This is a genomic window from Aquimarina besae (assembly GCF_042434905.1).
Lineage (GTDB): Bacteria > Bacteroidota > Bacteroidia > Flavobacteriales > Flavobacteriaceae > Aquimarina.
In genome coordinates this window covers 4,314,172-4,336,066 of sequence record NZ_CP170199.1, presented here as the reverse complement: position 1 = coordinate 4,336,066, position 21,895 = coordinate 4,314,172, and the positions used below count along the sequence as shown (strand labels likewise).

General features: G+C 34.7%; 14 protein-coding genes. All 14 read left to right on the top strand.

The genetic code is table 11. The features are described from left to right. The 14 genes from ACE94K_RS19225 to ACE94K_RS19160 all read left to right on the top strand — a co-directional run bounded on the left by ACE94K_RS19225 (nt 1) and on the right by ACE94K_RS19160 (nt 21,880). A complete protein-coding gene (locus ACE94K_RS19225; protein ID WP_378176256.1) occupies nt 1-4,647 on the top strand; it encodes a PKD domain-containing protein in 4,647 nt (1,548 codons plus the stop codon). Continuing rightward, complete coding sequence (locus ACE94K_RS19220; protein WP_378176253.1) at nt 4,637-6,319, top strand: contractile injection system tape measure protein; 1,683 nt, start codon at nt 4,637-4,639, stop codon at nt 6,317-6,319. Before ACE94K_RS19225 ends, ACE94K_RS19220 begins: the two co-directional genes overlap by 11 nt. 276 nt (nt 6,320-6,595) lie before the next feature. Continuing rightward, the gene (locus ACE94K_RS19215) at nt 6,596-8,065 is read left to right on the top strand and encodes a DUF4157 domain-containing protein (protein ID WP_378176250.1); all 1,470 of its coding nucleotides are present in this window, start codon (nt 6,596-6,598) and stop codon (nt 8,063-8,065) included. Nucleotides 8,066-8,151: 86 nt separating this feature from the next. Continuing rightward, nucleotides 8,152-8,772, top strand: a complete 621-nt coding sequence (locus ACE94K_RS19210; protein ID WP_378176248.1) for a hypothetical protein — start codon at nt 8,152-8,154, stop codon at nt 8,770-8,772. A gap of 27 nt (nt 8,773-8,799) precedes the next feature. After that, nucleotides 8,800-12,771: a DUF4157 domain-containing protein gene (locus ACE94K_RS19205; protein ID WP_378176245.1), complete on the top strand. Its 3,972-nt coding sequence runs from the start codon at nt 8,800-8,802 to the stop codon at nt 12,769-12,771. A gap of 8 nt (nt 12,772-12,779) precedes the next feature. Next, a complete protein-coding gene (locus tag ACE94K_RS19200) occupies nt 12,780-13,694 on the top strand; it encodes a hypothetical protein (RefSeq protein WP_378176242.1) in 915 nt (304 codons plus the stop codon). 118 nt (nt 13,695-13,812) lie between these two features. Continuing rightward, nucleotides 13,813-14,631 carry a peptidoglycan-binding protein gene (locus ACE94K_RS19195; RefSeq protein ID WP_378176239.1) on the top strand — a complete coding sequence of 273 codons (819 nt, stop codon included), beginning with the start codon at nt 13,813-13,815 and terminating at the stop codon, nt 14,629-14,631. A 6-nt stretch (nt 14,632-14,637) separates the two neighbouring features. Then, the gene (locus ACE94K_RS19190) at nt 14,638-15,981 is read left to right on the top strand and encodes an ATP-binding protein (protein ID WP_378176236.1); all 1,344 of its coding nucleotides are present in this window, start codon (nt 14,638-14,640) and stop codon (nt 15,979-15,981) included. 171 nt (nt 15,982-16,152) lie between these two features. Then, a complete protein-coding gene (locus tag ACE94K_RS19185; RefSeq protein ID WP_378176233.1) occupies nt 16,153-17,370 on the top strand; it encodes an Nramp family divalent metal transporter in 1,218 nt (405 codons plus the stop codon). Between the two features lie 27 nt (nt 17,371-17,397). Next, on the top strand, nt 17,398-18,129 hold the full coding sequence (pxpA, locus tag ACE94K_RS19180) for a 5-oxoprolinase subunit PxpA (protein WP_378176231.1): 732 nt from the start codon (nt 17,398-17,400) through the stop codon (nt 18,127-18,129). Next, nucleotides 18,126-18,860, top strand: a complete 735-nt coding sequence (gene pxpB, locus ACE94K_RS19175; protein ID WP_378176229.1) for a 5-oxoprolinase subunit PxpB — start codon at nt 18,126-18,128, stop codon at nt 18,858-18,860. The genes pxpA and pxpB overlap by 4 nt, the downstream gene beginning before the upstream one ends. After that, nucleotides 18,857-19,714, top strand: a complete 858-nt coding sequence (locus ACE94K_RS19170) for a biotin-dependent carboxyltransferase family protein (protein ID WP_378176226.1) — start codon at nt 18,857-18,859, stop codon at nt 19,712-19,714. Before pxpB ends, ACE94K_RS19170 begins: the two co-directional genes overlap by 4 nt. Nucleotides 19,715-20,024: 310 nt before the next feature. Further along, nucleotides 20,025-20,429 carry a hypothetical protein gene (locus ACE94K_RS19165; RefSeq protein ID WP_378176223.1) on the top strand — a complete coding sequence of 135 codons (405 nt, stop codon included), beginning with the start codon at nt 20,025-20,027 and terminating at the stop codon, nt 20,427-20,429. A gap of 662 nt (nt 20,430-21,091) precedes the next feature. Next, on the top strand, nt 21,092-21,880 hold the full coding sequence (locus ACE94K_RS19160; RefSeq protein WP_378176220.1) for a sensor histidine kinase: 789 nt from the start codon (nt 21,092-21,094) through the stop codon (nt 21,878-21,880). The last annotated feature ends 15 nt before the right edge of the window (nt 21,881-21,895 follow it).

Genomic DNA, 21,895 nt, shown 5'->3' with positions numbered 1-21,895 from the left:
ATGGCAACAATAAAATTAGAAGAAATCACAACACAATATCGATCGTTTGTTCCCGATCAGGTGTTGACAGCAGAACAGTTAAATACAATTATTGATTATTTTGAAGATCAAAACAGGTTAACACGAGTATGTTTGAGTGGAGTAGGAATTGTGTGTGGTCTGGATATTAGCTACATCGCAAATACTTCTATTACTGTGTCCAAAGGTTGTGGAGTGACAACAGACGGAGACTTGGTAAAGTATGAAGGAAAAGTGTATACGCATTTCAAACTCTTTGAAGATAGAGAAGCAGCATATACGAAATTTCAGAATATTGGAAATATTCTTGAACTAGTTACAGCAGAACAATCAGAAGAGGTAGAAGCAGCATCTTTAAATACCTTAACGGGTATCGCAAATAAGGTTCTAGTGCTGTATCTTGAAAATTATGCTAAAGAAGAAACGCCATGTACTTCGATAGACTGCGACACGCAAGGAAAGGAACAAGTTGCCAAAATAAGAATGTTATTGCTAGACAAAACCGATGTAGAAACGATCAATGATACAGATGCTGTTTTTTCAAAACATAATAACATCGAAAATTATTTAGCGTTGCCAAAAGTATATGTAAAAAGGGTCATACTTAATCAAAACAACTCAAAAAAATATCTGAATCTCTTAATAGATTATTTTAAGTCTATAAAAACTGCCCCTTCACCTATTTCTGATTTGAAAACAGGGATTAGTAGCTTATTTACAAACTTCAATAGATTATTGCAAGTGGATAAGCCTGCTGTAAAATTAAAAGTAATATCACAAGGAATTGATTCTATCTTTGACTTTTCGATTAAAAGTGTTCCTATTGATATCCAATATAGGTATGATATTTTAAAGGATCTCGAGGAGACCTACGAGGAAATAAAAAGGTTATTATTTGATATAAGAGTAGTATGTTGTCCCTCAGAAACGTCATTTCCCAAACACTTGCTTTTAGGCGAACTGGTACCGGATGAAGCATTCCTAATTTGCAGACATCAATTTTATCCATCAAGAATAATCCCTAATGCAGATGCAAGACTGAAGGAAATCAGAAATTTAATGGATCGTATGTATCACATGGTTCAGGAATATGAATTCAACTTCAAAGAATTGATAAAAATTACGCCTTCCAAGGATTATATATTTGACTTGAGTGATAGATCGATACCATATTATTATCAAACATCAGAAGAGTTGATAAAGGTTTGGGATCATAGCAAAACTTTGAAATATGAACACGAAAGTAATTTAGGATATAATTCTCAGCATTTATCTTCTCTAAGTCCAATACAAAATCCGCTGGATTATTGCCTTAATAAATATAACTTTTATCGTATAGAAGGACATTTGGGTAGAGATTACAGAAATGCGCTTCAAAGCATAAATAAGATCAAAGTAGAAAAAGGTTTAGCCTTTGATGTCAAAGTGTTGAGTATTGGCGAAACCTTGAGTGATATTGATATCACAGAATATAATTGCCATTTTGATGATTTGAATACTATTCTACTAGCTTTTCTAAAGGAACAAAAATGTTTGTTTCAGGATGTTGCAAGATTCTTTTCAGGATTCAGTACCAAAGACCCCGGAAACAACAAATATTATGCTGTAGATGACTTTGGCAGAAATGTAAGAAGTGAGTCTATGGAAAAAGCACAGCCTAAAAAAGATCTTAAGATAAGAAATGCGCTATCTTTTTTAGAAGAGAAAGTGATTTTTGAAGCTAATAGAGATTTTGAGGTGGTTGCCGCTCAACCCATTATGTATCAGCCTATTGAAATAGTAGAAGAAAACCTGTATAAAGATGAAGATGTTATAGGTGCTGTAATTATGGAAGCCATTATCGAAAACCCAGATAGAGAGCCAGATACGCTGATTCGAGTAGTGGAAGATAAAATAAAGGATAATGCAGCCATTAATGAACTAGATGAAGAAACTAAAGAAGTAACCGTCAGATTACCCTATGAATTATTAACGTATGCAAGAGCTACGGCGAGATCTATACCAACATCTATCTCAGAATTAAATGATACCAGACTTAATAGGTTTACGGTAACGGTCAGAGAACTCTGCAATTTGGTAGAACGTTATCAAAAAAGAATTAATACTATTTTTTACAGAAGTCAGCAAGGAAATTACTCCCGTAGAGGTTTTGAGTCTAGAATAGAATTATTATTAAATCAACTAACAGTTAATTGTTGTGCATCAGAGAAAATACAGGTATTACTGGATGATATACAAAAGCGTAAAGAAGAAATTTTAGCTCAAAAAACACTGGCTAAATTTGTAGAAAAACATCCCGCATTAGAACATAAGGCAGGGGTACAACCTGGAGGAACCTTTGTAATGGTTTACAAAGGGAAAGGGGACAGAGAATTGAATGTGCCCGAAGTTTCTCAAGGAACGGTATTAGCTGATTTTGCTTTGCCATACTTATGCTGCTCTGATTGTGCTCCGATTAATTTTATAATTCCGGCACAAAAAGTATCACTTCGACTACCTGTTGCATTTATTTGCTTAGACGATAGTACGCAACCGATACTTTTCGAGGTAATTCCTGAAGATGGTGAAGTAAAAGCAGATGTTCCTGATAGATTTGAAGGAGGTGTTAAACAAAATGATGATGGTAAATATGTGTTTGATGCAAGAGATCTAAGTCCAGAGTTACACGGAGAAGAGATAAAATTTACCGTTAACAATCAATTGACTGAAGCTAAAATAACGGTGTTTAAAAAACCTGTTTTTGATTTTGAAATAGATGCAATAGTCTATGATTATGAGAAAGGAATAGTACAGGTAACATTTGGCGTTACAGGAGATGAGCTGCCCGAAGGTGTGAGTTTCGAATGGGACTTTGGAGATGATACACCAAACAATGTAACTACAGAAGATACAATCGTGCACACGTATCGATTAGCTTCAATCGAAGACAATGTAGTGACAGTATCTTTAATCGCCTCAAATGGTCCTTGTGAACCTTCAATCACAAAAGATATAGAATTCGAAGAACAGGAAATCAATATCAATTTCGAGTCTGGTAATATTTGCTTAGGCAGTGAACCTGAAATCATTGGTTATTCAGTTACTCCGATAGATGCGGATGTAGAAACAGAAGTTTCAGGTATTACAATATTAGAAGGTAACCGTATTGAGATTGATCCAGCAATATTTAACGATTTTGATGAAGCGCTGGTGTTTTCAGTTAATGGCCAAACGATAGAAGATGAAGAGGCAGGTTCCGTGATTGTATGGAAAAAACCACAGTTCGGTGTTCTGTTTGAACCCGATCCTATCGAAATTCCGGAAGGAGTGGATTCGGTCGAAGTTACATTTACCTTAGAAAATTTAAATGATTTTAATGAAGATCCATTTGATTATCGTTGGATTTTTAACGGAATTGACGAAGATGATAGAGGATTGAGTGTAACAAAAACCTTTATAGATTTGGATAGTTCTGACACAAATCCTGTTATTCATGTTGAATTAAGATTGTCTGGGGATGGAGATCCTTGTGGACCAGACAGTGTAGACGAAGAAATTCCAATAACCGTAATTCCACGCCCAGAAATACGCCTTGAAAAAGATGATTTCTGTATCAATGATAATCAGCGATATGTATTCATTATCACGCCCGAAGGAGCAGAACCAACGATTACAGGTAGTGGAGTAACACGAAGAAATGGTAGGTTCGAATTTATACCTTCAAATAGTAATTTAGGTACTATTTCATTTACGGTAGATGGAGAACCATCAGACTATAGGGCATCTGTTCACAGTATTCCTGAAACCGTAATATTCTACACAGGTAATCAAAATGAATTTTTTATTGGAGCCCAAAGAAATCCTGAAGAACATTGGGTCTTTGATTGGATAGATCTTACGGTACTTAACCAGGATGGGAGCGAGGTAGATTCGTCGCTTATTGAGGTGAACAATAATTTCGTCAGTCTTAGGGGCGATAACCTTAATTTTAATGAAGCACAAGTATCCCTGGTTGTACGCAGATTTGTCAGTGATCAAGCAACCTGCGAGAATACTTTTACAGAAAATATTGTGTTAAGAGAAATTCCTTGTGCGACCCTTCAGTTTGGTCTTGTAAATATCGTACATGAAAGTCTTCGAAATATAATAAACGATGACGGTATAAATACAGAAAACGAAACCCTTATAGCTTTTATGAAAGCAATGTTAGAGGAATATAGGTTTTTCTCAGATCCAGAAAACAAAGACTTATACCAATCACCTTTTGATAATACATTTGAACATTTTGATCTTTTCTTTGACAACAATGAGCCAAATTGGACAGACGACACTATCGTAACTGATGAGGATAAACAGTTGTTTCAAGGATTGTTACAATATATTTTCTATTTAATAACCAATGTTACCAACTGTGGAGACGTAGACCTGGAAAGGTATTCTCAAAGAATACGAGAAATACTGGAAAATGTGGGTGTTGACCCCCAAAATGATGTTAATCGATTCGTGAGAGGATCATTTGTAAATGAAACAGGAGATACTGTAAATATAAGTAGAGAGGTTACCGTAGCTGATGTCTCTAGAAATATCACGAATAATCGAATCAATTTTAATGGATTCCTAAACACTATAAATAGAATCGATGGTCAATAAAAAACATATCATAAACAAGATTTTCTTTGAGGTAAATACACCCGACACCAAAACGGCATATTACCTTAAGGATCATCTTGATGTGTTTTTAAAACAAGACGTATTACCTACGATTCAGAATTTTTTTGATGGTCTAAGCGCTACTGCTGATAATCAAATTCAACGTTTTGAAAAGCTTGAGTTACATATAAATAGTAAGGATGTAAAGGATCAGTTACAATTGCAACTAGCTATCATCAAATCGCTTCAAAAGCAGATAGCTCAGGCGAAATCAGAGACAACTTTTGAGGAAAAAGAAAAAGGATTTTCAGCGATTACAAAAGAAAAGAGTGAGGTAGAAACGTTTTTTTACTTTCTAAGAACTGGTCAAAATCCTTGGTGGGATTCTGAGCGAGATATAAAAGATAATTCATTTCTTGAGACTCTGGTTTCCAGTAAAATATTTAAAGATAATCTAAGTGAATCTTTGGCAAATCCATATATCCGCCAGCGTTTGATCTATCAATTCTCTGATGAGGTTTTAATCCGGTTTTTTAACAGGAGTATGTCTAATCCTCATTTTCCAATAATACTAAGAAATAGCAAAGTTAGAGAACAGTATTGGACCGCTGTTGCTGGATATATAATAAATCCCGATATACAGTCTTTGCAACGAGCTATGGTAAAGATATTCAATGAGCTTTCAAAAGATCATAAACTTGAAAAAAATGTATACGGAGTAGTCACAAAAGAAATAATTCAGGTATTTGACGATATTCAAAAGGATACTAGATTTCAATATAGAATAAATCCAGAGCAGTTTTTGAAGACAAAAAAAGTACTGATGAAAACTGTAGAGAAAATAGTTTCAGACCAGTTTAGAACTATTCAAAAAGAGGTCAATAAAGTTGATGTTTTTAAGTCTTTAACGAATGAAGGACTACGTAAAGAATTTAAGGGGCTTTTAGATATAAGTTTTTTAGATCAAACGATCGTGAGATGTATTAAAAGAGCACTTGATGTTGTTGATGATACCCTTCAAGAATTCAAAAAAGAAATTATCCATTTCACCTCAGAACTGATCTCAGAAAAGCTAGAATTGTTAGAGTATCATACAGTAAAAATTTCTGATGAAAGCATAGCATTAAATCAACATCAGGAATTTAATAGGGAGGAAGCGATAGAACAGGATGCAGCCATATATATAAAAAATGCAGGCCTAGTAGTATTGCATCCCTATTTGAATCGTTTTTTTTCTACACTAAAACTACTAAAGGAAAATGGAAAAATCAAACCCGAAAAGGTAGAAACAGCGATACACTTGTTACATTATTTGGCCACTAAAATTGAATGCCAAAGCGAAAATGAGCTTGTTTTTGAGAAATTCCTGTGTGGTTATCCTTTATATAAACCCATTCGTAAAAATGTACGATTATCCGAAAAAATGAAAGAAGAAGCAGAAAATCTGCTTAAAGCCACTATAAATAACTGGACTGCATTAAAAAATACTTCACCCGATGGTTTACGAGAAAATTTTATCAAAAGATCTGGTAAGTTAATATTGGATGATCCAGCCAAATATAGAGTTGTAGTCGAACGAAAAACGCAAGATATCTTACTAGAGAAATTACCGTGGAATATTACCATTTTGAAACTTACGTGGATCGATAGACTTGTTTTTGTAGAATGGTAACAGAGCTTGCCAAGCAACAATCTATGTGACCGCCGGATAAAACATATAAAAAGTAATAAATGAAAGTAACACCTTACATACTTGTATTATTCATCGTTACGATGGTCTTAAAGTATCATTTTGATAAGAGAATTTAGGATTGAAACCATTGAAGTATATAGAGCTAAGCACTCTGTTAATTTCATTTGTATATGTACAACTCCCATTAATGAAGGAGTTATGGATGACATCAATTAGTGACATTACAAAAGCAAAGCAAAAAGCAATTAAGAAGACATGAGATTACAGAGAAAGAAAAAACCGAGAACTCAGGGACAGTCAGAAAAGTCTTTCATCCAACCAAAACTTAAAGTTGGACAGCCAGGAGATAAATATGAGATAGAGGCCGATAATGTAGCAGATAAGGTAGTGAATAGAACGTCATCCGGTGCAGAAGGAGTTATTCAGCAAAAAGAAGGTTCAGAAGAAGAAATACAACAAAAACCACTAGCATCCTCTATTACTCCCTTGATACAAACCAGTATGTTTAGAGATAAAAACGAAGGTGCTGTTCAAAAACAAGAGGAAGAAGAACCCGTTCAGATGATGGAAGAAGACGAAGCTGTTCAAAAACAGGAAGAGGAAGAGGCCGTTCAGGCAATGGAAGAGAAAGAACCAGTGCAAAAGCAAGAGGAAGAAGAAGCGGTTCAGGCTAAATGCGATGCTTGTGAAAATGAAGAATCCGTTCAAAAAATGGGGAAGGAAGAAGAAGTACAGACTAAATCTAACCCGAACGCGAACCCTTCGAACAAGGTTGAACAGTCATCCATAGAATCCAGGTTGCAAAGTAGTAAAGGTAAAGGAAAACCAATCTCTGGGGAGGCTAAACGAGAAATGGAATCTGGTTTTGGAGCAGATTTTAGCAATGTAACTATTCATACGGACAGTAATGCGGTTCAGATGAGTCAAGAACTGGGAGCACAAGCTTTTACTCATGGTAATGATGTATATTTTAATAACGGGAAGTATCATCCGGATTCTAAAGCAGGAAAGCATCTATTAGCACATGAATTAACACATACTATTCAGCAAAGTGGAATGGTACATAAGTCTATAATAGAAAATCAGTCAGAAGATTTGCAAGCAGAGCGATTTAAAGGAAACTTCAGGTTAGAGCAAGCTCACGACCACATAAAGTTTATTCGAAAAGGATCAAAAGGTTTGCACGTAGAAAAATTGCAAAAGGGTTTAATGAATATAGGGTTTGCATTACCCAAATTCGGAGCTGATGGTGATTTTGGAAATGAAACAGAAAGAGCCGTTATAGGGTTTCAAAATGAATATAATTTACAAGTTGACGGAGTGGTGGGAGAGGAAACTATGGGGACTTTGGATGATCTTTACTCCGGTAAAAGTTTAACTTCTAGTTGTTGTGTTGAAGCCTTTCGGTTACCACAATTAAATCTTCCCTTTAAGACTACTAATGGTGAAATGTTATCAAAAAAAACTTTTTGTACAAAGGGAAGCTTTAAGATAACTTCCTTAGCCAATTGGATAAAACCACATATTTCTAAGCATTATAGGTTATCGATAGTTGCAATTCAAGATGGAAACGTCCATAAACCTATAAGACGATATGATATTGGTAAATCAGAAACACAATTTTTTAAAGTCGCAACACAAGATTGTATGTTCTTTAAAGTATTTATAGAAGCATTTGATCCAAGTACCAGCCCTGAACTTAAAGGAAGCATTAGCCTGTTTTGAATCGATTAGGAATAATTATTACAGAATTATTAATACGTATGTAAACAAGTTGAAAGTAAAAAATCAGGATAATAAAAATAGAAATCATGAAAACACTACTAAACGATTTACATTTATATGAACTAATACTTTTATTTCTTGGAGTATTCTTGTTTTTAATCCTAAGTGCGGGATTGGTTTACTACATCATTAAAAAAGAGGAAATAAAAAAGTTATTATTGTTTTTCCCTATTCCGGTTCTAATGATTGGCTATCCAAGCATTAAAGAAATCACTATTTCAAACGATAAAATTGCTTTTTCCAAATACCAGGAAGAGTTTATTCAAAATCCTAATGATACCACAGCCAAACAAAAATTTGCAAAGGTGACAGAGAAACTTGAATCACGAGTTAAAACACCAGAGGATATTGTAAAAATAAGCAAAGCAAAGCTATTGTTAGATAAGCCCGAAGAGGCAATAAAATATGCTTCTAGAGCTATTGATGCACAAACAATGAATAGCTCAGATACCGCAAGACAAGGAATAGTCAATCAGGCTACTCAATTAAAAAACTTAGCACAAATTCAAAATACAGATATCAACAAGGTTAGTAAAGAGGCTTTTAAGCAGGAACTACATAATATTCAAGTTTCTGATGATCTGGAAGCCTTGAAGAAAACAGTTGCAAGAAAGACGCTAGAGAAATATCGAAAAAGAGCTAATTAAAAATTAAAGCCTATAGTTTTTTAAACAATGTTTAGAACAGCAACAGCAAATACAACCAAAGCTACATCAAGCAACTCCTCTCTTTTTCAAAAGGAGAAAGGCGATCACTCATTTATTCAGCCAAAGCTGAATATTGGTAAGCCTGGGGATAAGTATGAAGTAGAAGCTGATAAAGTTGCTGATACCATTGTATCCAAGGGAAATGATCAAAGCAATTCTTTTTTTAGTCCCGCTCCGATAATCCAAAAGCAATCGGAGGAAGAAGTTCAAAAACAAGAAATAACTGAAAATACGGTTCTGAAAAAACCATTAGTTGAACATATTAGTCCACTGGTGCAACCACAGGCTGAAGAAGAAGTTCAAAAAAAATCGGAAGAAGAAGTACAGAAGAAGGAAGCGATTGCCGAAACCGTAATTCAAGAAAAAACAGATAGTACTACTGCATCTTTTGATATACAAAAACAAGAAGAAATTCAGGAAAAAGAAGAGGAAGAGGAAGAGGTGCAAGCTGTTCAAACAAAAATCAATACTGCCGTCAGTTCGAGCCTGCCTGATCGGCAGACAGGCGGAGTAGAGAACGCATCCATAGAATCTCGTTTAAACAGTTCTAAAGGAGGAGGTTCCCCATTGCCGAAGGACGCTAAAACTCAAATGGAATCCGGTTTCGGTACTGATTTTAGTAATGTTAGAGTACATACAGATAGCAATGCCAAACAGATGAGTCAGGATTTAGGCGCGCAGGCTTTTACTCATGGTAATGATATTTATTTTAATGAAGGGAAATTTGATACAGCTTCCAGTTCAGGGAAACATTTGTTGGCACACGAATTAACCCATACAGTCCAACAAGGAGGTGGTATTAAACGAAAAGCAACAGATGTATCACCAGCTCCTGAAATGATTCAGGGATCATTTTTGGATTGGATACCAGATTGGATTCTTGATAATGCACGTCATATCCCTGGATATCTATTGTTTACGGTTATCATACAATATGATCCTTTGTTAGGACAACGTGTTGAACCCACACCGGTTAATTTAATGAGAGGTTTAATGGGATTAGTTCCTTTTGGTGTAGCAATTTTTGATAAACTTCAGGAGTACGGAATCATACAGCGAGTATTCGATTGGGTAAGCGGAAGGTTAAGTGAGTTGAACCTTACAACCAGAGGATTGTTAGATTTGGTCGAAGAAACTTGGGAGAATAATCCCATAGCCTCCTTTATAGGTGCACTAAGAGAAGAGTTTAATAATCTTGTAAGCAGAATAACTACATTTGCCACCTCTTTAGTAGATCAAATCATTACCTGGATAAAAGAAGCTCTAATTGATGTAGCAGAACCTATTTTAGAAGAAAACCGTGCCTGGTCGTTGATTAAAAAGATCATACACTATGATCCACTTAGAGATGAAGAAGTAACCGCTACAACTGTAGAAATTCTGGAAGATTTCTTAATGCTTATTGGTAAGGAAACTGAGTTAGAACAAATGCGAGAGCGTGGTACTTTACAAGAAACAGCAGACTGGCTAGATACTCAGGTTGGTGCATTTATGTCATTATTAGGTGAGTTAAGAGGCTTAATTAATGCAGCCTGGGAAGCGATTCGCCCAGCCAACTTAACAGAGATCGCCACAAACTTAACCGCATTGTCCGGTCGTGTAACAGGATTTTTAGAAAGAGTCTGGGCATTTGCTACAACCGTTGCCATAGAGGTATTGAAAATTATTAAAAAAGCATTACTAAGTTGGCTTTCTTCGGTAGCAAATGAAACTAGAGGATTCTCACTGGTAAAAGTGATTATCGGAAAAGATCCGTTTACCGACGAAGCAGTTCCTAGAACCGTTCCGAATCTCATTAGAGGATTTATGAGCTTAATGGATGGAGGAGAGGAGCAGTATGCTCAAATGGTAGAAACCGGAGCTATTGCAAGAATCACAGGTGAAATTGAAGCTGCCGTAGAGACACTAAACATGACTCCGCAATCTATTGTACAACTGTTTATAGATCTTTGGAATTCCTTCACCATTGACGATCTATTGAATCCAATAGATGCATTTATAAGAATTGTAGACAGATTTGGTGAACCGATCGGTAGATTGATTGCTTTTGTTGCAGAAATTGTACGGATTGTAATTGTTGCTATTTTGGAAATTATGAATTTTCCATTTGATCTTATTCAGAACATTATTACCAGATCCTTGCAGGCAATAGATGATATCAAAAGAGATCCAATCGGTTTCCTGAAAAATATTCTAAGAGCGATCAAAGAAGGTTTTGTGAAGTTCTTTGATAACATCGTAACACATTTGATCAATGGAGTGATGGGTTGGTTGATGAGAGAACTTAGAGATGCTGGTATTCCAGAACTAACTGACTTCTCATTGCAAGGAGTAATTAGTTGGGTGTTGGAGGTGCTGGGGATTTCTATGGAACGAATCTGGGAAAAATTAGCAGAACATCCACGAATAGGTCCGCAAAGAGTAGCTCGAATAAGGGGAGCCATTAATACATTAGAAGGCATTTGGACCTTTATCAAGGATGTACAGGAACGAGGTATCGCTGCTATTTGGGATAAAATTCAAGAGCAACTTAGTAACCTTTGGAATATCGTAATAGATGCAGTGAAAAACTTTGTTATGACACGTATCATTACACAAATAACGACTAGATTATTAAGTATGTTAGATCCTACCGGAATTATGGCGGTGGTCAATGGAGCGATGGCATTCTTTAATGCGGTACAAAGTTTTATTCAGTATTTAAGGGAAATGCTCGAAGTGATTAACTCCTTTGTAAATGGAGTGGCTGATGTAGCCCGAGGAAATGTAGCTACAGCTGCAGATTATCTTGAGCGAACGATGGGGCAGTCCATGCCAGTCGTGATTGGATTTTTGGCCAATCAGGTGGGATTAGGTGGAATAGGATCCAGAATAGCAGAAATCATTGGTTCGGTAAGAGCACTAATCGATGAAGCACTAACTTGGTTAGTGAACAGAGCAGTGGATACCGGTATGGCTTTATTGGATCGGGTGATGGGAAGAAGTGCTCCTTTGTCAGAAGAAGAGGGAACTCCTATGGGAGGTGATGAAGGAAATTTTGAGGTTTCCAGTCCAGTTCGTATGCAAACGGCATCACATTCATTAAAAGGACTCGTTGTTAACGGCCGATTAGAGTTTGTGTTGCATTCTGATCCTGTTATTCTTGAACCTACTTTAATTAGGATATTAAATGAGATGCCTAGTAATAATCCGAATAGAGACATTCTTGAAAATGCTTTAGCTGAGGTAAGGGAAATCGAAACAGACTATAGTGCAAATGAAAATGAAATCTTAAGAGGAGTCACCGCAAATACGGTAGAAACCCGAAGAGCGGCAAAAGAAGCCTATATACTTAGACGACAAGCGCAAATAACGAATCAATTGGAAATAGCAGCTAGAACTTTTAATATAACAGAATTGAATGCCTTTTTTAGAACACCTCCTTCTCAACGTTACATTCCTTCAAGTAGTCCGGGCACATTTATTAGAACTAACTTATATGATAATCTACATTCCTGGACTACCTTTAGAAATAATTATATGAATACTCATCTTCCAAATATTAAAACAAGAATTAGAAACGCCCAAACAAATGGGAATTTAACAGAATGGCAACTTCTAAAAACAGAAGGAAAAATTGAGGATGATGCAAATATTAGTAACTATAATCCAGATAGTATTAGTTATGCCTTAGATCATAGAACATCCGTAGCACAATTATGGAATTCTGGTGGTTTTAACACAGATGATAGAACAAGAGAGCTACATTTTCTAAACCCTAATAATCTACAGATTATGACACAAAGACAAAATTCTTCAAAGGGGTCTGGAGGAATTCAATATAAAAAGTTTGTGGGACTTAATTTTGTAAGTAGTCTGGCAGATGGAGGAGTTAATAATGCTATACGAATTAATGGACAACCCTTCTTAGATTCTGAGAATGGCAATCCTATAACCTGATAAAACAAATGGAAAAAAGCATAAAGTCATTTTATAAAATTGAATTTCCAGTATTCTCATTTGATACTTATAAAGACAATTTAATTGCTCTGATTTACCAGTCTGCAGGGGAAAACAAACTTAGTATTAGAGCTATGGATAGTAAAGAAGAATTGTTTTTTTATGACTTGAACTCCTCTTCTCTTCATGTTAAAATTAGATTTTTGAAGGATCCAAACGAAGTAGTTTTTTTTAACCATGATGAACTTGGTTTTATCAATATAAAAAACAAAAAAGTGTATTCAATTCGAAAAGAAGTTCACGATGTGGTTATTAAAGAAGACAAAATGATTGCGATTTCAAATATTGGGGAGATTTATTTTATTGAACGTAATAATGAACCGCTGAGCTTAGGGCAAATTGAAAATTATATTCCTATAGTGCATATTGATGGGACTCAAACAATTGATTTCTCTTATGAAACGGGTCAAGTGGTTATTGCTTGTATGAATAAGTTTTATTGTGTCAATTATAAAAACTTGACCTCTCCAATAAGATTTCTTGGAACTCTTGATATATCTCAAATAAGACAATTGGTATACAATGATTTGAATAATTCGTTAATCTGCATCATCACGGAAAAAAATAAATTGAATTCTCTTAAAATAATAGATGATGACTATATACTTAAATCAGATACTTTTTTAACGGTTGAAAACTGTGCAAGCGTTAAAATTATCAAGGGAACTTATAATTTTATTATGGGATCAAGTATTGGTTATTTAACTATTGTTAATGAAAAGTCATTATCATTATTGTTTTCACAAAGAGTACATATGGGAGTCATTAGAGATATTTTAATTAAGGGAAACATGATATTCACTTCTGGAGATGATGGGAATATTGTTAAAACATATATTCCTAGTAAAATCAAACCTAATTGAAGTGTTAAAAGTAGTCCTTAATGTCAAACTGTAGGAAAACACCCCTTTCAATTTTAGTTTTTTACCCCGTTGAAAACCAGTGATATATGAGTAAATTTAAGTTCTAAAGCGCAGTAGGATGAATAAAACAGCATATCAGAAAGAATTGGTGATTAAAGCTACTCAAAAAAGAAGAGGAGTCAATAATAACAAAAAGGATGTGATGAAAATTCAATCCTGGTTAACGCTGTTTTCTATGAAGAATCCTAGTAGCGGAACAGCAACAGGCATCGACGGAGATTTTGGGCCGGCTACAGAAAGAGCCGTGAAAAACTTTCAGAGCTTTAATGGTCTTACAAAAACAGGGATCGTAGATCAGGAGCTTTTCGATAAACTCTCTTTTGGTCTCAAGCAAGCTTTTGAAAAACCATTAACTAGTACAAATCTCAGGGATTTGATGGTAGAGGTAGCAGAAAATCATTTAGAACAGCATCCTTTTGAACTAGATATACAAGGACAATCCAATAGTGGTCCTTGGGTGCGAAGCTATATGGATGGAAATGATGGATCTCTATGGTTTTGGTGTATGGGGTTCGCACAAACAATATTGGATCAGGCAGCGAGTGTTATTGGTAAAAACTTTAAAACGCTTATGCCATTAACGTATAGTTGTGACACCGTTGGTAATACGGGTTTGGAAAAAGGATTGTTATCCAGATATCAGACGATACGAAGAGATCCCGGAATTATAAAACCAGGTGATATTTTTTTGATTCAGAAATCACGATTGGATTGGACCCATACCGGAATCATTATCTCTGGTGACGATGATATTATAGAAACAATCGAAGGCAATACCAATCATCAAGGTTCCCGAAATGGAATAGCAGTAATGAAAAGAACTAGAAGTTTCAGAAGATCAAAAATAGATGTGTTTTCAATTGATCCTTTAGTTTAAAAAGAAATGGAAAAAACATTAATCCAAAATACAGACCATTTCAATAGTAAACTTTCTTTTTTAAGAGAAGTGATTGAGTATCGGTTAAAAGATAATTATACCAGTGAAATACCTGTCTTTCCAAAATTTGACCATATTGTAGCTGACGATTCATTGTTTTCAACATTTATAAGAAACAAACAAATGTCCTTAGAAGAAGTAATTACTTTGCTATTGGCTTTGGTTCCGCATATATCCCCTAATTTTTTCACTACGATTATATCCGATTTTTTGCCCAATGGGGGTGAATTGCCGGAGTTCGGAGGGGTCAAAGGTAAAAACCATAGAGGTATAATTCCTACCGGTGAAACTGTACAATTTGTAATAGGTGGCAATGATATACAACAAAGAACGCAACTTACAGAATTGTTTGAAGAGGATCATCTTTTTAGAAGAGAAGGAATACTATATTTAGATAGTGTACCGGCAGGAGAACCCAGAATGAGTGGGCGTTTGATAATGGATGAAGAATATATTGAACTATTTACTACGGGTAAGGTATTGAAGCCTACAATGAGCAAGGATTTTCCAGCAGAACGAATCGATACACAATTAGACTGGGATGACCTTGTACTCAATAGCAAAACATTACTACAGATAAAAGAGATCGAAACCTGGTTAAATTATAATGATATCGTTTTACAGGATTGGAATATGAAATCCAGGATCAAACCTGGATACCGTATTCTTTTTTCTGGCCCTCCAGGAACCGGAAAAACTCTAACAGCAACCTTATTAGGTAAATATACAGGAACAGATGTATATCGTATTGATTTATCAATGATCGTGTCTAAATACATAGGCGAAACTGAAAAAAACTTATCTAAATTGTTTGATAAAGCAAAAAACAAATCCTGGATACTGTTTTTTGACGAAGCAGACGCCATTTTTGGGAAACGTACTAATGTTAGAGATGCCCATGATAAGTATGCGAATCAGGAAGTGTCCTATTTGTTACAACGTATTGAGGCACATCCCGGATTGATTATTTTAGCATCAAATTTTAAAAACAATATAGACACAGCATTCACTCGTAGGTTTCAATCCATTATAGAATTTGAAAACCCGTCTTATAGAGAACGATTAGTACTTTGGCAGAAGAATTTACCTGATAAAATTCCTTTAGATACTCAAGTCTCCTTAGAAGAAATATCAAAAAAATATGCAATTACGGGTGCCAATATCATCAATGTAGTACAATTTACTTGTCTCAAAACCATTGCATCCAAACATAAAACAATTCAACTTGATACGCTGTTAGAAGGTATCAAAAAAGAATACCTAAAAGAAGGTAAAATGGTTACCATATAAAAGTTTATAAACTATTTAACCATCTTATCAACAATTCCATGTATTTCCATTCAGAAATGAATATTTTAGAATGGATCAAGCCCAAGCTAAGATATTCTTTTTATAAAAAAGTGTCGTTTTGAGGTCTTTTTTGATCCATCGTTTTTATACTAATATTCTTTTACCTTTTGGATGAAAAATATTGTTAAGATTGGACCGGGTACCTTGGTTACAGCAGCATTTATTGGCCCCGGTACAGTTACCGTTTGCACATTGGCTGGAGTACAATTTGGGTATTCATTGCTGTGGGCTTTGGCACTATCGATAGTTGCTTGTATTGTTTTACAGGAAATGGCTGCTCGGTTAGGGGTAGTAACCCAGAAAGGACTTAGTGAAGTTTTAAAATCTCAGTTTGATAATAAGATAGTCCGATGGACATTGATAACGCTGGTATTGTCAGCAATTTTCATAGGAAATGCAGCATATGAAGCGGGTAATATAAGTGGAGGAGTATTAGGTTTGTCTACTATTTTAGGATCACCAATACTGAAAATAGGAGCCCTGTCTATTAATTACTTAAGTCTTATTATTGGAATAATAGCCTTTGTTTTGCTATATATTGGAAATTATAAAGTCTTAGAACGGAGTTTGATAGTGCTTGTTTTGCTGATGAGTGGGGCATTTATCATAACTGCAATAGTGACCAAACCAGATGTTTCTTTATTACTTAAAGGCTTTGTGCCAGATTTTTCAGGAGAAAAAATACTCACGATTGTTGGTCTAATCGGAACTACGGTGGTGCCATACAATCTGTTTCTTCACGCATCTATCGTAAGTGAAAAATGGAAATCAAAAGAAGAATTACCTGAGGCTAAAAAAGATACTATCATAGCAATCGTATTAGGGGGATTGGTGTCAATGGCAATTATTATTGCAGGAGCAGCTATACAACAAACTGAGGTGAATAACGCAGCTGATCTGGCTAGGGGATTAGAACCCGTTTTTGGTGCCATGGCAAAATATGTCTTATCGATGGGATTATTTGCTGCCGGAATTACCTCTGCAATCACAGCGCCGTTGGCAGCGGCTTATGTAGTAAAAGGATGTTTGGGCTGGAAAGATGGTTTGAAAAGTAAAGCATTCAGATCGGTATGGATGTTTATACTTTTTTTAGGGGTGTTGTTTTCTTCTTTAGGAATAAAATCAATAGTGATTATTCGATTTGCGCAAGTAGCAAATGGGCTTCTTTTACCGATCATCGCTATTTTTCTTTTATGGGTCATGAATCGAAAAAATATTTTGGGGAATTTTACTAACTCGATACGGCAAAATATTATTGGAATTTTGATTGTATTGATCACCTGTTTTTTGGGGATAAGAGGAGTTTGGAAAGTACTGCAAAACTTGTAAGAAAAATCTTTTTTAAATGTAAGAATAGTGAAACGAATAATTTTGAATTCTGATGTGGGAGAAGGTGCAGGTTTTGATGAACAAATTATGCCATATATTTCTTGGTGCAATATCGCATGTGGAATTCATGCAGGTAGTGATCAGGAGATTCAAAAAACAATAGATTTAGCCTTGGAGCATAAAGTGAAAATCGGTGCACATCCTTCATACCCCGATCGTGAAAATTTTGGAAGACGGGTCATAGATATTTCATATGATGATCTTGTTTCTATTTTGACAGACCAAATTCAAAAAGTAAAACTTTTGACTGAAGAGACAGGCGGTTACTTACATCATGTAAAACCTCATGGAGCTTTGTATAATGAAGCAGTGAAGAATGAAGTTGTGGCAAATGCAATAATTAATTCCGTACTAAATGTCGATAAAAAATTATATATAATAACACCAGAAGCTTCGATAATTTCTTATATTGCTAAAGGAAATATTAGAGTAAAATATGAAGTTTTTGCAGATCGAAATTATAATGAGGATTTGACTTTAGTTTCCCGTGCTGAGAAAAATGCGGTGATAAAAAATCCTGAAAATGTTTTTGAGCACGTAAGGAAAATGGTTTCTGATGGGAAAGTAAAAACGATAACGGGAGAGGAGTTTCCAATTTTTTTTGATACTATTTGCGTGCATGGTGATAATTCGAAATCGGTGGAAATTTTAGAGTATATATTTAAGGAGTTTTCTAAACGAAATTATAAGTTGAAATGAGAAATTTAGAGACTCAATTTACATATAAGCAATATAGCGAGCATGCAATTTTGATACAAGGTCCGTCAAAAATTGACGAAATTCTGTTGGAATCGCTACTTTTTTATAAAAAATCTATTGAAAAATTTTATGATAAACTAATTGTTGAAGTAATCCTTTCATATAACTCGCTATTAATTTCTTATGAAACAACTATAGAGAATGTCTATGATGAAATTTTAACACTAAAATCATTGCTTTCTGAAGATTTTGAAAAACAAATACTAAAAAAACGCTTGTGGAAAATACCTGTTTGTTATACATCTTCCCTTGCTCCAGAACTTCCGTCGTTTGCAGCAAGTAAATTAATGGATATCGATGAGGTGATCGCACTACACTCTGCTCCGTTATATACAGTTTATTTTATTGGTTTTTTACCAGGATTTTTATATTTGGGTGGCCTTGATCAAAGATTAACTACACCAAGAAAAGCTACACCAAGTATGAAATTAGAAAAAGGATCTGTGGCAATTGGTGGAAACCAAACCGGGATTTATCCTAGCGACAGTCCTGGAGGTTGGCATGTAATTGGGAAGACTCCTGTTGATTTTTTTGACGTGAGTGCTTCTGAGTGTTGTTTCGCTGCTCCTGGAGATAAAATTCAATTTATATCGATTAAGGAAAAAGAATATAACGATATAAGGTCATTGGTAAACTCAGGATTTTTTACACTTGAAAACGATGTTTTATGAGAGGGGCTGTAGAAATAATTTCTCCAGGATTATATACAAGTATTCAAGATCAAGGTCGGTTTGGTTTTTCAAAGTATGGAATTCCAAGAAGTGGAGCCATGGATCATGATTCGTATTTTTTGGCTAATTCAATTTTAGGTAATAATCATGATTGTGCGGTGATAGAATGGACTATGATTCCTCCTGTTTTAAAATTTCATGAGGATACAGTTATAACAATTACTGGAGCGGTTTGTATACCTTTTTTGAATGATGACACTTATAAAATGTATTCACAATTACGAGTTAAAAAGGGTGATGTTTTAAAGCTGAAAAATGTCCAAAAAGGAGTGTATGGTTTTGTAGGAATAAAGTCAGGATTTCAATCAGATTTAATTTTAAATAGTAGATCTCAATATAAAATGATCACACACTCTGATAAACTTCAAAAGAGTGATCTGATTCCTTATCATGTCAGTAGTGATTTTTCGACATCAAATAGTGTTATAAATCCATCTTTTTTGTGGATGACATCTAATCAGATATATGCTTTTCCGGGACCGGAATTTGACCTTTTGTCTAGTAATCAAAAGAAGTTTTTATTTAGTAAAGAGTTTACGGTTTCAACTACCAGAAATCGAATGGCAATTCCTTTGGATGAACCTTTGGAAAATAAGTTAGATTCCATGTTAACTTCACCTGTCTTACCCGGAACGGTTCAATTAACACCATCTGGTCAATTGATTGTTTTAATGAGAGATTGTCAAACTACTGGAGGATATCCAAGAGTGTTACAATTATCAGAAAAGGCTATCAATTGTATTGCTCAAAAGAAAGCCGGAGAGAAAATTAAATTTGTTCTAAATTCGTTGTAATTATAGGGTGCCGATTATTAGTCTATGTCAATTGGTTTTATATCATTTATTTTTACTGATTAGTTCTTGGTATCTTAGTGTTGCAAGAATTTTACTTATAAAAAGGGTGTTTCCACCCGATCGCTATAGGGGGAAAAGCCCCTTTGTTCTGTTTTTTATATTTTTTATATTAAGCGTTAAATAATTGATATTTAGTATTTTAAATATACGGGTTTGCCGTAAAATAAATATATCAAAGGATCGAAGTATTTGTGTAAAACCCTGTTTTTTGGATATATTAGCAGCAATAACCCAATAAACAATTGATATTATGGCAGAAAAAGTACAAAGACCCCAAAAGTGTATTACAGAAAACGAAGCAAGAGAGCTACATGATAATTGGTGTGCAAAAAGGGGAAACCAACTTAACAAAAAACTTGGTTTTGAGGATGCTCACGAATTTCACTGGTCCGTTGCGGAATTAGAGGAGTATTTGGCGTATGTAAAACAAGAATCGGCAGAACAAGGAATTAAAGATCCAGGTATCAGAATATATTTGGGAGCTTATCCTAAGTCAAAATGTAAGATAAAGAAAGGATTGTCTACTTTGTTTTTTGCTCCAACAGGATCAAGACCTGGGGCAGCTGGTAAAGACGGTGATGGGGATGAGGAGAATAATTACGATATTGATGCTTTTAATGGCGGTTCAAGCGGATGGCCTCCAAATAAGTTTTAATTAATGGTTCCATTTTTGCATTTATTTTTTGAATTGATTGCAGCTGCATTCGGAACACATTATATGTATAAACACCGAGTAGATAAATCTACTCGGTATTTTGTTTATTTTTTGTGGCTTACATTTATTGTAGAATTGATAGGGATGTACCCGGGGCTAATGTATTATGGTATTTGGTTAGAGCACCTAAGAGATACAAAATGGTTTGAAAATCACTGGTTGTATAACATCTTTTTTATAGTAAACTTTTCTTTTTACTCGTTTTATTTGATTCATAATTTTTATGGTGGAAAGCATAAGAAGACTTTAGATATTCTGGTAATAGCCTATATAGTTACAGCATTTTTCAATCTCATATTATCCGATGTGTATTTTGTTAAAATTTCATCATTTACTTATGTTTTCGGAACTATATTGGTATTTATAAGTGGCTTTTTCTACTTTTTTGAGATTCTGCAAAGTGATAAAATTCTTAGTTTTTATAAAATGATTCCTTTTTATGTGGCCTTAGGATCTATAATTTTTCATATCGTTGTGGCTCCACTTTTTATTTATGATAGATATTATGATCTTGATAGCCCGAATTTTATTAATTTACGCAATATAATATTGAAAACTGCCATCTTTTTTCTTTATACTTGCTATACAATAGGATTTATAGTATGCTCGAAAAAGAGGAAATCTTACTTATAGTTTATTTTACCGCAATCATTTTATTTTTTGCAATTTTTGGCATTTTATTCTTTGTTGCCTTTCAAAGACGTAAAAACAAATTACTTCTCGAGAAGTTTAAGGCCGAACAGCGTTTCGAAGAGGAATTACAAAACTCTAAATTAGAAATTCAGGAGCAAACGCTGAAAAATGTAAGTTGGGAACTTCACGATAATATTGGTCAATTACTTTCCACTGCAGTGATGCAGATTAATATTCTAAGTACTAATCTCGAACCAAAAATCAAAGAATCAGTACAAGATATACGAAGCTTGGTTGGCGATAGTTTACAAGAAATCAGAAACCTTTCTAAAACCCTAAATCACGAGGTAATTCAGAATATTGGGTTGGTAAAGTCCATACAGGTTGAGTTAGATCGATTTAAAAAACTAAATTTTTTAACTCCAGAGTTCATCGTTACAGGAGAAGAGGTAGTGATCAATCCCAAAGACGAGATTATCTTATACCGTATTATTCAGGAATTTTTTTCTAATACTATAAAACATGCAGAAGCATCACATCTATTGGTGAAGTTAGAATATTCTGCAGATGATTTAGTTGTGACTGTAAAAGATGACGGTGTTGGATATGACATGGATTCTGTACAAGCCAATTCGGGTTTGCTAAATATAAAGAGCAGGGCTGCTTTGGTGAATGCTCGGTTGGATTGCACCTCCGAACCAAGTAAAGGAGTTTTGCTTATCTTGCAATATCCATTTAAGGAAGAAGATAAGATATAACGAAATTTAGATCAA

Coding starts and splice junctions, on each gene's coding strand:
- ACE94K_RS19225 (WP_378176256.1), top strand. CDS start 1: ATGGCAACAATAAAATTAGAAGAAATCACAACACAATATCGATCGTTT.
- ACE94K_RS19220 (WP_378176253.1), top strand. CDS start 4,637: ATGGTCAATAAAAAACATATCATAAACAAGATTTTCTTTGAGGTAAAT.
- ACE94K_RS19215 (WP_378176250.1), top strand. CDS start 6,596: ATGAGATTACAGAGAAAGAAAAAACCGAGAACTCAGGGACAGTCAGAA.
- ACE94K_RS19210 (WP_378176248.1), top strand. CDS start 8,152: ATGAAAACACTACTAAACGATTTACATTTATATGAACTAATACTTTTA.
- ACE94K_RS19205 (WP_378176245.1), top strand. CDS start 8,800: ATGTTTAGAACAGCAACAGCAAATACAACCAAAGCTACATCAAGCAAC.
- ACE94K_RS19200 (WP_378176242.1), top strand. CDS start 12,780: ATGGAAAAAAGCATAAAGTCATTTTATAAAATTGAATTTCCAGTATTC.
- ACE94K_RS19195 (WP_378176239.1), top strand. CDS start 13,813: ATGAATAAAACAGCATATCAGAAAGAATTGGTGATTAAAGCTACTCAA.
- ACE94K_RS19190 (WP_378176236.1), top strand. CDS start 14,638: ATGGAAAAAACATTAATCCAAAATACAGACCATTTCAATAGTAAACTT.
- ACE94K_RS19185 (WP_378176233.1), top strand. CDS start 16,153: ATGAAAAATATTGTTAAGATTGGACCGGGTACCTTGGTTACAGCAGCA.
- pxpB (WP_378176229.1), top strand. CDS start 18,126: ATGAGAAATTTAGAGACTCAATTTACATATAAGCAATATAGCGAGCAT.
- ACE94K_RS19170 (WP_378176226.1), top strand. CDS start 18,857: ATGAGAGGGGCTGTAGAAATAATTTCTCCAGGATTATATACAAGTATT.
- ACE94K_RS19165 (WP_378176223.1), top strand. CDS start 20,025: ATGGCAGAAAAAGTACAAAGACCCCAAAAGTGTATTACAGAAAACGAA.
- ACE94K_RS19160 (WP_378176220.1), top strand. CDS start 21,092: ATGCTCGAAAAAGAGGAAATCTTACTTATAGTTTATTTTACCGCAATC.